The following is a 12205-nucleotide window of genomic DNA, read 5'->3' as shown; positions in this document are numbered from 1 at the left end:
TTGCAGCTGATCACTACTCAAAAACATCAAATTCGATTGTGAGGTTTGTGTCGGGGCAATGGAACAACCGTGTCGCTCCGTGAGTTTCATATGCAGCGCCCGACGCGCTCAGAAACAATCAGGAGATGACCATGAACAAGACATCCGTATCCATCTTGGCCACCGTGGCGTTCCTGGCCGCGGGCAGCGCTTTCGCACAGGATCAGAACTCCACGACGACTGGCCAGCAGGTTCAGCCGCCCGCCGCGACCGACGGCGCCGCCACCGGCACTGACATGAATAGCGGCACCGGCACGGCGCCCTCGGCGACGACCACGACGCCGACCCCGAGCACCGACATGCCGGCCGATACCGCCCAGACCCCGCCGGCGTCCACCGACATGCCGTCCGACACGGCCCAGACTCCTCCGGCATCCACCGACATGCCGGCCGACACCGCTCAGACCCCGCCGGCGTCGACCTCCACGGACACCGCCGCGACCTCTTCCGGCATGAGCGGACAGCCCTTCGTCGACATGCAGCAGTCCGGCCAGTGGCTGGCCAGCGACCTGATCGGCGCCAAGGTCCGTTCGTCGACCGACGAGGACATCGGCGAGGTCAATGACGTGCTGTTCACCCAGGATGGCCAGGGCGAGGCGATCGTCGTCGGCGTCGGCGGCTTCCTCGGCATCGGCGAGAAGAACGTCGCCATTCCCTTCGAGCGCCTGACCGTGAACACCGAGGACGGCGAGAGCGACGACCTGATCGTCAGCCTCGAGACCACCAAGGAAGAACTGAACGGCGCGCCGGCCTTCCGGACGACGGAAGATGCCGAGAGCACCATGTCGAGTGGTTCCAGCGAAGGCGTGACGCCGCCGACCGGTGCGACCACGCCGGACGCCACGACGCCTGACGCCACCACCGGCGCGGGCTCGACGACCGGGACCTCGCAGTAACGGCGAACGTCGTCTCGCACGACAGTCCTAGGAAAAAAGAGGCTCCGGCGGTCACCCGCCGGAGCTTTTCCTTTGGTGGCAGGCGAACAAAGCCGGCATCCGGCGGTTCCGCTCGTGTGATCTGCGCCACACCGCAGGCCCGGCGGTGACCTCGAGGCACGAAATCCGCTTCGCAACCGGCGGCGTATGGGTCATGGATGTCAAAACGACGGGCACGGCGCTGCCATGATGACGGCTGAAGATGACCGCGAGGGAACCGACAACGTGCACCGGCTGGACACCCGCCAGGCCGAGCTCGGGGCTGGCCTGCGCCGTCTGTTCCGCCCCTTGATCGACGAACCCGTGCCGCCGGAACTCGCCCGACTTTCCGCGGAGCTGGAAGCCCGCTTCTCGGCCTCGCCCGAGGAGCAGGACGGCGACGAGATCCGCCCCCCTCCGCATCCCCGCTGACCTGGAACCATCCTCTCCGTCCATCGTTAGGCTCCGCCTCGACACTGCTGGAGACCAAGGGATGTCGGATATCGAACAGCGGATCCGGGAGCGCGCCTATCGCCTCTGGATCGAGGAAGGTCAACCTGAGGGGAGCCAGGAGCGCCACTGGGCGGAAGCCCGCCGGATGGTGGACCAGGAGACCGAAGAGAACGTCGGGCTCGACAACGTCAGCTACCTCGAAGCCGACGAGGCGGCCGTCGACGCGCCGGTCCGGACCCCGAACAGGCCGCGCAAGACCCGGCCGGGCAATTCGTAAGGCAACCCTCGGGCAAGCGGATGCGGCCGGGGAAACCCCGGCCGCAGCGTCTGTTTCGAGGTGATCAGGTCCAGCTGCCTCAGGCGGCGAGCCCGCGGGCAGGCTCGTTGTCCTCCAGCAGCTCGTTCGGATCCTGCGCTTCCAGGTAGGTCAGCATCCGGTTGCGGGCGCGGTTGAGCCGGCTCTTGATAGTGCCGACCGCGCAGCCGCAGATCACCGCGGCCTCTTCGTAGGAGATGCCGAGCACGCCGATCATCACCAGCACCTCGCGCTGGTCCTCCGGCAGCCGTTCCAGCGCGGCCCGCAGTTCGACGCCGCGCACCGACCATTCCTGGCTGGGCAGCAGCATGCACTCCTCCGAGACGCAGCCGGCGGCACCCGGATGCTCGCGGTTGGAGATCTTGATGTTGGTGTAGAAGGTGTTCCGCAAGATCGTGAACAGCCAGGATTTCAGCGACGTCCCGGGCTGGAACCGGTGCACGTTCGCGATGCCCTTCATCAGGGTTTCCTGGACCAGGTCGTCCGCATCGAACGGGTTCCGGACCAGGGTGCGGGCGAACGCGCGAAGTGCGGGAATGAGGGCTGCGATCTCAGCTTTCGCGTCCCACGACGTTTCTGTCATGTCGGCACCATCCGCGGATAGAGGAAACGACGCGTCGTCTCGGCGCTCGGGATAGGCGAGGCCTGTCGCAAGGGAGAGGAGCGGTCGTCGGACGCAGGAGTAACGTCTCGTTCACTGGATCGTTCCGCCTGCCGCAGACCGCCGCAGTGAAATGTGAACGAAGGATAGGAAGCGCCGCGGAACCTTCGGCCCCGCGACGCTGACATGTCCGCGTGTCAGGCGCGGCGCTGCGACAGGTACTGGACCGTCACCTTGTCGACGTTCTGGTCGAGGAAGGCGGCCATCGCCTCCTCCTCCTTGAGGCTCTCCTCCAGGAGCGGGATGGCCTGCGTCTCGCCGCAGGCGCGCGCCATCGCGATCAGCGACTTGTAGGCCGCGATCTCGTAGGCCTCGAAGGCGAGGTCGGCGAAGGTGTTCTTCAGGATCTCGTCTTCGGCCGGCGCGTGCATCATCGCCGCGATGTTGCCGGCGATCGAAAGAGCCGTGTCCTTCAGCGACGAGTGGCTCTCGTCATGCGAGCCGAGAATCTGCTCGATCCGCTGGATCTGCCGGTTGGTCTCGCCGACGTGCTGGCGCAGGCGGGCGAGAAGGTCGGGGTAGTCGGTCATCCGCTCGATCTGGCGGTTCATGATCGACAGCGCCTCGTTCTCAAGGGCGTGGGCGTTTCTGAGACCCACCATGAAGACGTCACGAATATTCGTATCCTGGTTCGCCATGGGATGTGGCTCCTCGTTCGGTTGCAATGGGGGACTAACCGGACGGACTCCCCTTCGGTTCCTGCGCTGACGCGGAATGGGAACAACGGACCGGCGCCCGGACTCGGGGAGGCGGGGGCATTCACGCGACCAACGGGCGAACATGAGGTGATGGATGGCGCACCTGCGCATCAGGATCGAGGAGATGGAGTACCGGCCTGAGGAGCGCTGCCTGTGCATCCTGGCGGTGAACGAGTTCCACGAGATCGTTACGATCGAGATCTCGCCGGTGTTTCCGCGCCAGCTGGCCGCGGACCTGGAGTTCGTGGCGAGCCATCCGAACGCCCGCGTCGTGGTCGACGAGCCGCGCCTGGACAAGGGCGCGCGGAACGAAGGTCCGCCGTAGCCCGTTGACGGGGACCAGAAAGCTTGAGCGAAGGATCAGCCGTCATGGGCGACGACCGCACCGACAATTCCCAGCGTACCGACGATCCCGCGGCCGAGAAGCACCGCATGCACCGCAACCCCGCGGATGTGGACGGGCTCTCGCCGGAGAAGGCGGCCGACCACCGCTCCTCCCGCGAGGCTGACCGGCGCTCCGAGACCAGCCCCAAGGGCTATACCACCGAGGGCGAGAGCTACAGCAACCCGGCGGTAGACGGCCCGACCGATCCCGACCAGCGCCAGGACGGGTCCTCCGGCCGCGACACGCGCTGACGGTGCCCACGGAACAACGGGGGACGCGTGCCGGTTTGGATCGGCGGCCGGCGCGACGCCTGGATCGCGGGGGGCGGTCTGACTTCCCTCGCCGTTTTCCTGCTGGAGCCGGCGGATTGTGCCGGCCGCGCCCCGGCCCGCGGCGATCGCCGATCGAAGAAAGGTTCCGGACATGACCACGAGCGACCCGGGTGGGCGCAGCGGCGCCTCCGACCAGAACACACCCACCTCCGGCCCCGCCGACGAGATCGGCCGGCCGGAGCATTTGGCCGAGGACGGCGACGACCGCGTCTACGGCGAGCCTAATGGGCCTCGCCCGCCCCGCTACACCATCCTGCCGAAGGAGGTGATCGAGGCTCCCCCGGCCGAGCGCGCCGCCGTCGAAGGGGAGGGGGGACCGTCCCGCACCGAGACCGAGGAGGTTCCGGTGCGCGGCTACTACGGCGGCATGTCGACGCCCGAGACCTTCGAGACCACCGGCGATCAGCAGCCCAAGATCATCCGCCGCGACCTGGAGACCTTCCGTGAGCAATCCGACGCCGACGACGAGGACCGCCAGGTCGAGCGGTGAGCTGACGCCCGCCGAGGTCGAGGGCGTCCTTGCCGCTCACCGCAGGATCCTGGAGGCGCTGGTCGCTATCGCCGTGAAGGCGCGGGGCCCCGGCCTTCTGGACGACCTCGCCGATCACCTCGGCACCGAAGATCACCAGGAGGATCCCGGCGTGGAGCCGGATGCCGCCTTCGCCACCGAGCGGATCGCCGACGCCGAGGTCAAGCGCCTGCTGCGCGCCGTGCGCGACGGGCTATCCACGGCAGGCGGCGGCGACACCGGCGCCTCGCCGAGCAGCCTCGCCTGACCCCTCTCCTTTGCTTCCCGCATGAAAAAAGCCCGGCAGAGCGACCCGCCGGGCTTCTTGCGTGTGGTGCTGTCGAGCGTTCCTGGGGTCAGAGCCGGCCCATCAGGGCCAGGATGATCACGATCAGGAGAATGACGCCCAGGATGCCGCCCGGTCCGTAGCCCCAGCCGCGGCTGTAGGGCCAGGAGGGGATTGCACCGATCAGGAGAAGGATCAGAATGATGATGAGGATGGTGGAGAGCGTCATGTCCGGCTCCGGCTTGGCAGAGTGCGCCGCGTGTGGGTACGCCGTCCGAACCTGAAGCGGAGCCGTTTGTTCCACGACGCGGACCGAACGGAGCGCGCAAGGGCACGTTGTCACGCCTGGCGTGAACGGCGCCACCCGCAGCGGAGCCCGTGCGCCCCGCCGCTGCTTGCTTTTTCCGCGCGGGAACCTTGCAACGAGCGGCCGTGTTGTCTTCCGACCGAACCCCAGGGAGCATGCACATGATCGACGATGACGAGCGCCGGATCCGGGAGAAGGCCTACGAGCTGTGGGTCGCCGAGGGCAAGCCGGAAGGCCGTGCCGACGCCCATTGGGAAGAGGCGCGCGAGATCATCGCCATCCAGGATGCCTTTGAAACGACCCTGATCCCCGTGGAGGAGAGCACGCGCGACGTCGTGGAACCGGCAATCGCCTTCGAAAACCAGGGTGAGTTCCCGGATCTGGCCGACGAGGGGGAAGGCAAGGGCGGTCCGAGCTTCGACAACCTTCCCGACGCGGCCGGGACGCAGTCGCTGACCGTGGAGGACGCGCCGAAGCCTGCCGGAAAGGATCGCGCCAAGGCTGCGCCGGCGAAGGCAGCGCGTCAGACCGGAGGGCGGACACGCGGTGGCCCCAAGGGCGGCAGCTCCGGCCGTTGACGGGTTCTGCCGACCGACGGTCGGTCGATCAACCGGCGAAACGTGCCGTTGAAAGGAAGACGCCGCGACCTCCAGGGTCGCGGCGTGCCGTTCGTGACGCGAAGCGGGTCAGGCCGCCTTGCGGTTGATCTGCTTCTCCGCGATGTCGGTGAGCAGGCGGTCCGTCTTCTTCTCCTCCTCAAGGGTCTCGGTGAGGAGCGGCACCGCATCCTTGAGGCCGAGCTGGGTCGCCCAGGCGATCAGCGTGCCGTAGCGCGAGATCTCGTAGTGCTCCACGGCCTGCGACGCGGCGAGAACGCCGGCGTCGATCACCTCGGGCGCCTCGGCTTCCTCCATCACGCTCTTGGCCTCCTCGATGAGGCCCTGCATGGCTTCGCACGGCTCACCGCGCGCCCGCTTGTCGAGGAGCTCGAACACCTGCTCGAGCCGCTCGACCTGCCGGAGCGTCTCTTCACGGTGGAGTTCTAGCGCCTTGCGCAGCTCGGGCGCGGTGACGGTCTTGGCCATCTTCGGCAAGGCGCGGAGAATCTGCTTCTCGGCGTGGTAGACGTCCTTGAGCATATGCAGGAACAGGTCGTTCAAGGTCTTCATAGGGTTGTCTCCGCAGGCATGAAATGGTCGGCGCGCCCGACCGGGCGCCCTTGCCGACGAACCCCGCCTTCGCGAACTTTGTTCCGCCGCCGCCGCGGGTCGGCTGCCCGACCACCACCGAAACCGCGTTGCCGACTCTCCGATTGTCGGGGCTATGCGCAGTATCTACGGCTCCGATGGGGCGGCTGCGGCCTTGTTCGCCGGAAGCTTCAAGGAGTCCAGGATTTCGCAGCAAGAAGAAATATAAGTAGAAGGCGGATAGGAATGAAGTCTTGTGCGTCGGTCTGCCCACCTATCCTTCCGCGAAACAGACTTCCGGCGTCGAGCCATCAGCAATATTGGGAACAAATGGATTGGCCTCTCGTTGTGCCCTGGAGCTTGCAAGCGCAGGCTTGATGGCAACGATCATTGGAGGCCCAGATGGCTGGTGACCGCACCAAGTCCAACCGCGGGTTCGCGGCTATGGACGATAACAAGCAGCGCGAAATCGCTAAAAAGGGCGGCGAAAGCGTTCCCGACAACAAGCGGTCGTTCTCCCAGAACCGGGAACTGGCGGCCGAGGCTGGCCGCAAGGGCGGGCAAAGCGTTCCCAACGAGAAGCGGTCGTTCTCCCAGAACCGGGAGCTCGCAGCCGCCGCCGGTCGCAAGGGCGGCCAGAGCGTGCCGGGCGACAAGCGGTCCTTCTCCCGCGACCATTCGCTGGCCGCCGAAGCAGGTCGCAAGGGCGGCCAGGCCTCCCACGGCGGCACCCGGCCGGAGGATGCAACAAGCCCAGGCCGCAAGTCCGGCCGGCAAGCCTTCTCCCACGAGGGGAGTGGCGAGGAAGCCCGCCGGACACATTGACGTCAACCTATGGAACGGATCATGGCGACGGGGTGTTTTCACCATGTCGGGCTGAAGCGTGTCGGTCGCAGTCGTTAGGCGACGGCCGGCGATTGGTTTAGCCCATTCCAACTGGTGGAATGCCCCGAGCCGGATCTCTCCGGCCACAGGGGCCACCCACCGGGACGCGAGGGCACCCATGACTCATGATACCGACCGGGAAGCACGGATCCGCGAACGAGCGCACCGGATCTGGGAAAGCGAAGGCCGGCCGGACGACCGGGCCGAAGTTCACTGGAGTATAGCGGCCCGTATCGTCGACGAGGAGGACCAGGCTCCGCCAGGCGAGTCCGCCGAGAACATGATCGACGAGGGGATCGAGGAGAGCTTCCCCGCCTCCGATCCACCAGCCATGTCTCAGCCCGTCACCAGCGTTCGCTCCGAGCCGCCGGCGGCGGCCAACGACGCGGACGAAACTGGCTCCGCCCGCGGCCGCCATCGCGCCCGCGCCATCTGAACCGACCGGACCGGACAAGCGGTTGCACGGCCCGCGATCCCCATCGCGGGCCCTCCCGCCCGTCCGCATCACTCCCTCTATCCACGGAAACCCCTGCGACTTCGGTTGATGCCAGGCGAGGGGGCGGCCTATGGTGCGCCGCCGCGAAGCACCAGCGCTTCGCCCGCGCATGCCGGACCGACGGGTTCCGGCCAGAGGGACGGACGACAGATGAGCACCGTTGCCGACCGTATCGCCGCCATCATCGCCGCGGAGATTGCCTGCCGGCCCGCGCAGGTGACCGCCACCGTCGCGCTTCTCGATGAAGGCGCCACGGTGCCCTTCGTGGCGCGCTACCGTAAGGAGGCGACCGGAGGGCTCGACGATACCCAGCTCCGCAAGCTGGAGGAGCGGCTCACCTATCTCCGCGACCTGGAAGCCCGCCGGGCGAGTGTGATCGCCTCCATCGACGGCCAGGGCAAGCTGAGCGACGACCTGCGGCGACGGCTGGAGGCGGTGTCAACCAAGGCCGAGCTGGAGGATATCTACCTTCCCTTCAAGCCGAAGCGCCGGACCAAGGCCGAGATCGCCCGCGAGAAGGGCCTCGGACCGCTTGCCGAGCGCATCCTCGCCGACCGCGGCACCGTGCCGGCCGAGGCTGCCGCCGGTTTTCTCACCGACGTCGTGCCGGATGTGAAGGCCGCGCTCGACGGCGCGCGCGATATCCTCACCGAGCAGTTCGCCGAGAACGCCGACCTTGTCGGCCGCCTGCGTGGCTACATGGCGGACAAGGCGCAGGTCCGCGCCCGGGTGGCGGACGGCAAGGCCGAGGCCGGCGCGAAGTTCTCCGACTATTTCGACCACGTGGAGCGCTGGGCCACCATGCCGAGCCACCGCGCGCTCGCCATGCTGCGCGGCCGCAACGAGGAGATCCTGACCCTCGACGTGGAGGTGGACGCCGAGGATCCCGCGCCCGTGAAGCCCGTCGAACGGATGGTCGCGGCGGCCTACGACATCAGGGTCCCGGCCAGGCGGCCGGCGGACGGCTTCCTGTTCGACGTGGCGCGCTGGTGCTGGCGCGTGAAGCTGTCGCTGCACCTGTCGCTCGACCTCATGACCACGCTGCGCGAGCGGGCGGAGGAGGAGGCCATCCGGGTCTTCGCGCGCAACATGAAGGACCTGCTGCTCGCCGCGCCCGCCGGGTCTCGCGCCACCATGGGCCTCGACCCCGGCATCCGCACCGGCGTGAAGGTCGCGGTGGTGGACGGCACCGGAAAGCTGCTCGAAACGGCGACTGTCTACCCCTTCCAGCCACGCAACGACGTCCAGGGCGCGATGCGGGAACTCGCCGCGCTGATCCGCCGCCACAAGGTCGAACTGGTGGCCATCGGCAACGGCACCGCCTCCCGCGAAACCGACCGGCTGGCCTCCCTGCTGATCGGCGACCTGCCGCCGCCTAAGCCGATCAAGGTGGTGGTCTCCGAGGCCGGCGCTTCGGTCTATTCGGCGTCCGAGACGGCCGCCGCCGAATTCCCTGGCCTCGACGTCTCGCTGCGCGGGGCGGTGTCCATCGCCCGCCGCCTGCAGGATCCGCTCGCCGAACTGGTCAAGATCGATCCGAAGGCGATCGGCGTCGGCCAGTATCAGCATGACGTGGACCAGAACCGACTCGCCAAGGCGCTGGACGCGGTGGTCGAGGACGCGGTGAACGCGGTCGGCGTCGACCTCAACACCGCCTCCGCGTCGCTGCTGGCGCGCGTATCCGGGCTCGGGGCCTCGCTCGCCGAGGCGATCGTCGCGCACCGCAATGCCAACGGACCCTTCCGCAGCCGCAAGGCGCTGATGGAGGTGCCGCGGCTGGGCGCCCGGACTTTTGAACTGGCCGCGGGCTTCCTGCGGATCCGCGACGGCGTCGAACCGCTCGACGCCTCGTCGGTGCATCCGGAGGCCTACGGCGTCGCCAAGAAGATCATCGCCGCCTGCGGCCGCGACCTGCGGGAGGTGATGGGCGACGCCGCCGTGCTGAAGAGCCTCGACCCGCGCGCCTTCGTCGATGAGCGCTTCGGCCTGCCGACCGTCCGCGACATCCTCGCCGAACTGGAGAAGCCGGGCCGCGACCCGCGCCCGGCTTTCGTCACCGCAGCCTTCGCGGAGGGCGTGGAGGAGATCGCCGACCTGAAGCCGGGAATGGTGCTGGAGGGAACGGTGACCAACGTCACCGCCTTCGGCGCCTTCGTCGACGTCGGCGTCCACCAGGACGGGCTTGTCCACATCAGCCAGCTCGCCGATCGCTTCGTCAAGGACCCGCACGAGGTAGTGAAGGCCGGCGACGTGGTGAAGGTGCGCGTGGTGGAGGTCGACGCCAAGCGCAAGCGGATCGCGCTCTCGATGCGCAAGGACGACGGCGCGGCGCCGGCCCGCACGGGGCAGCGCACGGGCGCCGATCGCGCCCCGGTGCCGCCGGCGGGAGGAAAGCCCGCCGGTGGTCCTGCGAAGGCACCGGAGGGCTCCCTGGGCGCCGCCCTCGCTGCCGCGTTTCGTCGGAAATAGTCAGAGAACTTCATATAATAACAAGAGATACGACCTATCGTCTTTCCCATCCCCTCCCGCTCTGCCACAGTGGCTCATCGGGACGGGGCTCAGGGAATCGGGGGATGACCTTTGACGCCTTCATGCGGGCCTTTCTGGCCTGCTATTTCGGCTTCGTGGCGGTGCACTACACCGCCCGGCTGATGGGCTTGCGCGCCCGCAGCGGGATTCCGCACGCCGAGATCGGCGCTCGCGGCAGCCGCAATGCTTCGCACCAGATCCTCTTCCGTGTCTTCCGCAGCCTGATCCTCGGCGTCTGCATCGCCCGTGTCGGCTGGCCCGGCGTGGACGCCTGGCTGCTGCCGTTGCCGATGCCGGCGCCCTTCTCGATGCAGATCGCCGGCTTCGGGCTGATGCTCGCCGGCCTCTTCCTGGTGGACTACGCCCATTCCTATCTCGGCGACGACTGGCGCTCCGGGATGGCGCGCGGCGTGGGCGAGCGGCTGGTCACCAGCGGCCCCTACCGGCTCAGCCGCAACCCGATCTTCACCGGCGTTATGATGGGCCAGTTCGGCTTCTTGCTGGCCTTCCCGTCCGGCTTCACCCTGGTCTGCTTCGGCGTCGGGCTGGCCGTCATCGTCAAGCAGGCGATGCTGGAGGAAGCCGCGCTGCTCGCCCGCCACGGCGAAGCCTACGCTCGCTACCGCGCCGCCGTGCCCCGCTGGTTCGGCGTCGGCGACCCCTCGGCGCTGTCGCCCGTCCCCGACGAGGCCCGTCACCGCAACCGGCCTTCCGCGACCTGACCGCCCGCCTGCATGGTGCATGCTTGCGCTCCGGCCGATCCGGAGGCAGATTGCGCACGAGCGACGGAACGCGTCGGGCCGGAGGATCACTTGCAGGAGCACGAGCCGGACCTGACCCGACTGTTGGCGCAGACCGCGTCGGGCAACCGGCCGGCTTTCCACCAGCTCTATTCGGCGGTCTCCTCGAAACTCTTCGGCGTGGTGCTCCGTATCGTCCGGGACAGGGCGATTGCCGAGGACGTCCTGCAGGACACCTTCCTGCGCATCTGGCGCAAGGCGGCCGACTACGACCCGAAGAGCGGCCGGCCCGTCACCTGGATGGCCGCCATCGCCCGCAACGCGGCCATCGATGTCGTCCGCCAGCGCCAGACCGCGCGGAACCGTTTCGCCGACACCGACGAGGACAGCCTTGAGGCTCTCGCCGACCCGGACGCCGACGCGGTGCATCCGACGGATCGCGAGGCGCTGCGCCGCTGCCTCGGCACGCTGGAGGACGAACAGCGCACGGTCGTGCTGCTCGCCTATCAGGATGGATATTCGCGTGAGGAACTGGCCGAGCGGTTCGACCGTCCCGTCGGGACGATCAAGACCTGGCTCCACCGGTCGCTCGCAAGACTGAAGGAGTGTCTGGAAAGGCCATGACGCCGGAGGAACGGGACAGCAAGGCGGCGGAATACGTGCTCGGAACGCTTCCCGTGGAGGAGCGGGCCGAGGTCGAACACGCGCTCGCCGACGACCCGGACCTGGCCGCCGCCGTGCGCGCCTGGGAGGACCGGCTGAGCCCCCTCGACGCCGGCACGGCGCCCGTCGATCCGCCCGCGCGGGTCTGGCTCGCCATCGATCGCGCGCTCGGCGCCGGCGGAGCTCCGGCTGTCCGGCCGGCGGTGCTCGGCGCTCGCTCCGGCGACGTGGTGGACCTGACCCGTCGCCTCAACCGTTGGCGCGGTTTTGCGGCCGGGATCTCCGCGCTCGCCGCCGCCCTCGCCGCCTTCGTCGTCTACGACGTGATCCGCCCCGTCGCGCCGGAGGACGGCCGCTTCGTGGCGGTGGTCAACAGCGACGGCGCCAAGCCGGCGCTGATCGTGTCGGTGGACACCGCCGCCGGTACGGTCACGGTGCGTTCCGTCGCCGCCGAACAGCCCGCCGACCGCAGCCTGGAACTCTGGCACATCGCCGAGGGCGGCACGCCGGTCTCGCTGGGTGTTCTCGATCCCGCCGCCCCGGTGCTGCGGATCCCGGCCGAGCGGGCCGGGCCTTCGCCCACATCAGGCGTCTTCGCCGTCAGCGTGGAGCCGGTCGGCGGCTCGCCCACCGGCGGCCCGACCGGCCCGGTGGTCTACTCCGGCGCCCTCATCCCCGAGACGCCCTGATCCGCCCGACAAGAAACCCCGGCTGCGGAGGTCCGCACCGGGGTTTCCCGTGGCGTGCGGCGGGGCAGAGGGATTGCACCGCCGTTGCCGTCTTCAAGGTCCTCTTGCGAGGTCCGT

At 68.4% G+C, this 12205-nt stretch carries 18 protein-coding genes; 14 read left to right on the top strand and 4 right to left on the bottom strand.

Annotation, left to right across the window (positions count from 1 at the left end):
- The first annotated feature begins 131 nt into the window (after nt 1–131).
- The 3 genes from HZ321_RS03525 (at nt 132) to HZ321_RS03515 (ending at nt 1683) form a co-directional block, all read left to right on the top strand.
- Entirely contained in the window at nt 132–935 is an 804-nt protein-coding gene (locus HZ321_RS03525; RefSeq protein WP_181700269.1) for a PRC-barrel domain-containing protein, read from the top strand.
- Between the two features lie 228 nt (nt 936–1163).
- Nucleotides 1164–1385: a hypothetical protein gene (locus HZ321_RS03520; RefSeq protein ID WP_181700267.1), complete on the top strand. Its 222-nt coding sequence runs from the start codon at nt 1164–1166 to the stop codon at nt 1383–1385.
- Nucleotides 1386–1446: 61 nt separating this feature from the next.
- Nucleotides 1447–1683, top strand: a complete 237-nt coding sequence (locus tag HZ321_RS03515; RefSeq protein WP_181700265.1) for a DUF2934 domain-containing protein — start codon at nt 1447–1449, stop codon at nt 1681–1683.
- Between the two features lie 79 nt (nt 1684–1762).
- On the opposite strand, the gene HZ321_RS03510 is transcribed toward HZ321_RS03515, so the two are convergent.
- Nucleotides 1763–2305, bottom strand: coding sequence for a sigma-70 family RNA polymerase sigma factor (locus tag HZ321_RS03510; protein ID WP_181700263.1), 543 nt, complete (start codon nt 2303–2305; stop codon nt 1763–1765).
- A 215-nt stretch (nt 2306–2520) separates the two neighbouring features.
- On the bottom strand, nt 2521–3021 hold the full coding sequence (locus HZ321_RS03505; protein ID WP_181700261.1) for a ferritin-like domain-containing protein: 501 nt from the start codon (nt 3019–3021) through the stop codon (nt 2521–2523).
- Between the two features lie 154 nt (nt 3022–3175).
- On the opposite strand from HZ321_RS03505, the gene HZ321_RS03500 reads away from it, so the two are divergent.
- The 4 genes from HZ321_RS03500 (at nt 3176) to HZ321_RS03485 (ending at nt 4574) form a co-directional block, all read left to right on the top strand.
- Nucleotides 3176–3406, top strand: a complete 231-nt coding sequence (locus HZ321_RS03500) for a hypothetical protein (protein WP_181700259.1) — start codon at nt 3176–3178, stop codon at nt 3404–3406.
- A gap of 44 nt (nt 3407–3450) precedes the next feature.
- Nucleotides 3451–3717, top strand: a complete 267-nt coding sequence (locus HZ321_RS03495; RefSeq protein ID WP_181700257.1) for a hypothetical protein — start codon at nt 3451–3453, stop codon at nt 3715–3717.
- A 172-nt stretch (nt 3718–3889) separates the two neighbouring features.
- Entirely contained in the window at nt 3890–4288 is a 399-nt protein-coding gene (locus tag HZ321_RS03490; RefSeq protein WP_181700255.1) for a hypothetical protein, read from the top strand.
- Nucleotides 4242–4574 (top strand): hypothetical protein, encoded by a 333-nt coding sequence (locus tag HZ321_RS03485; protein ID WP_181700252.1) that lies wholly within the window; start codon nt 4242–4244, stop codon nt 4572–4574. The genes HZ321_RS03490 and HZ321_RS03485 overlap by 47 nt, the downstream gene beginning before the upstream one ends.
- 88 nt (nt 4575–4662) lie before the next feature.
- On the opposite strand, the gene HZ321_RS03480 is transcribed toward HZ321_RS03485, so the two are convergent.
- Nucleotides 4663–4821, bottom strand: coding sequence for a DUF3309 family protein (locus tag HZ321_RS03480; RefSeq protein ID WP_181700249.1), 159 nt, complete (start codon nt 4819–4821; stop codon nt 4663–4665).
- 239 nt (nt 4822–5060) lie between these two features.
- Between HZ321_RS03480 and HZ321_RS03475 the strand changes: the two genes are divergently transcribed.
- On the top strand, nt 5061–5477 hold the full coding sequence (locus tag HZ321_RS03475; RefSeq protein WP_181700247.1) for a DUF2934 domain-containing protein: 417 nt from the start codon (nt 5061–5063) through the stop codon (nt 5475–5477).
- A 108-nt stretch (nt 5478–5585) separates the two neighbouring features.
- On the opposite strand, the gene HZ321_RS03470 is transcribed toward HZ321_RS03475, so the two are convergent.
- Nucleotides 5586–6068 (bottom strand): YciE/YciF ferroxidase family protein, encoded by a 483-nt coding sequence (locus HZ321_RS03470; protein ID WP_181700245.1) that lies wholly within the window; start codon nt 6066–6068, stop codon nt 5586–5588.
- Between the two features lie 420 nt (nt 6069–6488).
- On the opposite strand from HZ321_RS03470, the gene HZ321_RS03465 reads away from it, so the two are divergent.
- From HZ321_RS03465 to HZ321_RS03440, 6 genes are all read left to right on the top strand, one after another.
- Nucleotides 6489–6911, top strand: a complete 423-nt coding sequence (locus HZ321_RS03465) for a con-10 family general stress protein (RefSeq protein WP_181700243.1) — start codon at nt 6489–6491, stop codon at nt 6909–6911.
- Nucleotides 6912–7089: 178 nt separating this feature from the next.
- Nucleotides 7090–7407 (top strand): DUF2934 domain-containing protein, encoded by a 318-nt coding sequence (locus HZ321_RS03460; protein WP_181700241.1) that lies wholly within the window; start codon nt 7090–7092, stop codon nt 7405–7407.
- 210 nt (nt 7408–7617) lie between these two features.
- A complete protein-coding gene (locus HZ321_RS03455; protein ID WP_181700239.1) occupies nt 7618–9936 on the top strand; it encodes a Tex family protein in 2319 nt (772 codons plus the stop codon).
- Between the two features lie 104 nt (nt 9937–10040).
- Nucleotides 10041–10718 carry a methyltransferase family protein gene (locus tag HZ321_RS03450; protein ID WP_181700237.1) on the top strand — a complete coding sequence of 226 codons (678 nt, stop codon included), beginning with the start codon at nt 10041–10043 and terminating at the stop codon, nt 10716–10718.
- Nucleotides 10719–10808: 90 nt separating this feature from the next.
- Complete coding sequence (locus HZ321_RS03445) at nt 10809–11360, top strand: sigma-70 family RNA polymerase sigma factor (RefSeq protein WP_244635549.1); 552 nt, start codon at nt 10809–10811, stop codon at nt 11358–11360.
- On the top strand, nt 11357–12088 hold the full coding sequence (locus HZ321_RS03440) for an anti-sigma factor (RefSeq protein ID WP_181700233.1): 732 nt from the start codon (nt 11357–11359) through the stop codon (nt 12086–12088). Before HZ321_RS03445 ends, HZ321_RS03440 begins: the two co-directional genes overlap by 4 nt.
- Nucleotides 12089–12205: the final 117 nt, after the last annotated feature.

Origin of the sequence: Chthonobacter albigriseus, assembly GCF_013839445.1 — a bacterium.
Lineage (GTDB): Bacteria > Pseudomonadota > Alphaproteobacteria > Rhizobiales > Pleomorphomonadaceae > Chthonobacter > Chthonobacter albigriseus.
The sequence above is the reverse complement of the archived record's forward strand: the minus strand, read 5'-3'. Positions and strand labels throughout refer to the sequence as shown.

Excerpts from the sequence above, each read along its gene's own strand:
- HZ321_RS03525 (WP_181700269.1), top strand. The coding sequence starts at position 132 with ATGAACAAGACATCCGTATCCATCTTGGCCACCGTGGCGTTCCTGGCC.
- HZ321_RS03520 (WP_181700267.1), top strand. The coding sequence starts at position 1,164 with ATGACGGCTGAAGATGACCGCGAGGGAACCGACAACGTGCACCGGCTG.
- HZ321_RS03515 (WP_181700265.1), top strand. The coding sequence starts at position 1,447 with ATGTCGGATATCGAACAGCGGATCCGGGAGCGCGCCTATCGCCTCTGG.
- HZ321_RS03510 (WP_181700263.1), bottom strand. The coding sequence starts at position 2,305 with ATGACAGAAACGTCGTGGGACGCGAAAGCTGAGATCGCAGCCCTCATT.
- HZ321_RS03505 (WP_181700261.1), bottom strand. The coding sequence starts at position 3,021 with ATGGCGAACCAGGATACGAATATTCGTGACGTCTTCATGGTGGGTCTC.
- HZ321_RS03500 (WP_181700259.1), top strand. The coding sequence starts at position 3,176 with ATGGCGCACCTGCGCATCAGGATCGAGGAGATGGAGTACCGGCCTGAG.
- HZ321_RS03495 (WP_181700257.1), top strand. The coding sequence starts at position 3,451 with ATGGGCGACGACCGCACCGACAATTCCCAGCGTACCGACGATCCCGCG.
- HZ321_RS03490 (WP_181700255.1), top strand. The coding sequence starts at position 3,890 with ATGACCACGAGCGACCCGGGTGGGCGCAGCGGCGCCTCCGACCAGAAC.
- HZ321_RS03480 (WP_181700249.1), bottom strand. The coding sequence starts at position 4,821 with ATGACGCTCTCCACCATCCTCATCATCATTCTGATCCTTCTCCTGATC.
- HZ321_RS03475 (WP_181700247.1), top strand. The coding sequence starts at position 5,061 with ATGATCGACGATGACGAGCGCCGGATCCGGGAGAAGGCCTACGAGCTG.
- HZ321_RS03470 (WP_181700245.1), bottom strand. The coding sequence starts at position 6,068 with ATGAAGACCTTGAACGACCTGTTCCTGCATATGCTCAAGGACGTCTAC.
- HZ321_RS03465 (WP_181700243.1), top strand. The coding sequence starts at position 6,489 with ATGGCTGGTGACCGCACCAAGTCCAACCGCGGGTTCGCGGCTATGGAC.
- HZ321_RS03460 (WP_181700241.1), top strand. The coding sequence starts at position 7,090 with ATGACTCATGATACCGACCGGGAAGCACGGATCCGCGAACGAGCGCAC.
- HZ321_RS03455 (WP_181700239.1), top strand. The coding sequence starts at position 7,618 with ATGAGCACCGTTGCCGACCGTATCGCCGCCATCATCGCCGCGGAGATT.
- HZ321_RS03450 (WP_181700237.1), top strand. The coding sequence starts at position 10,041 with ATGACCTTTGACGCCTTCATGCGGGCCTTTCTGGCCTGCTATTTCGGC.
- HZ321_RS03440 (WP_181700233.1), top strand. The coding sequence starts at position 11,357 with ATGACGCCGGAGGAACGGGACAGCAAGGCGGCGGAATACGTGCTCGGA.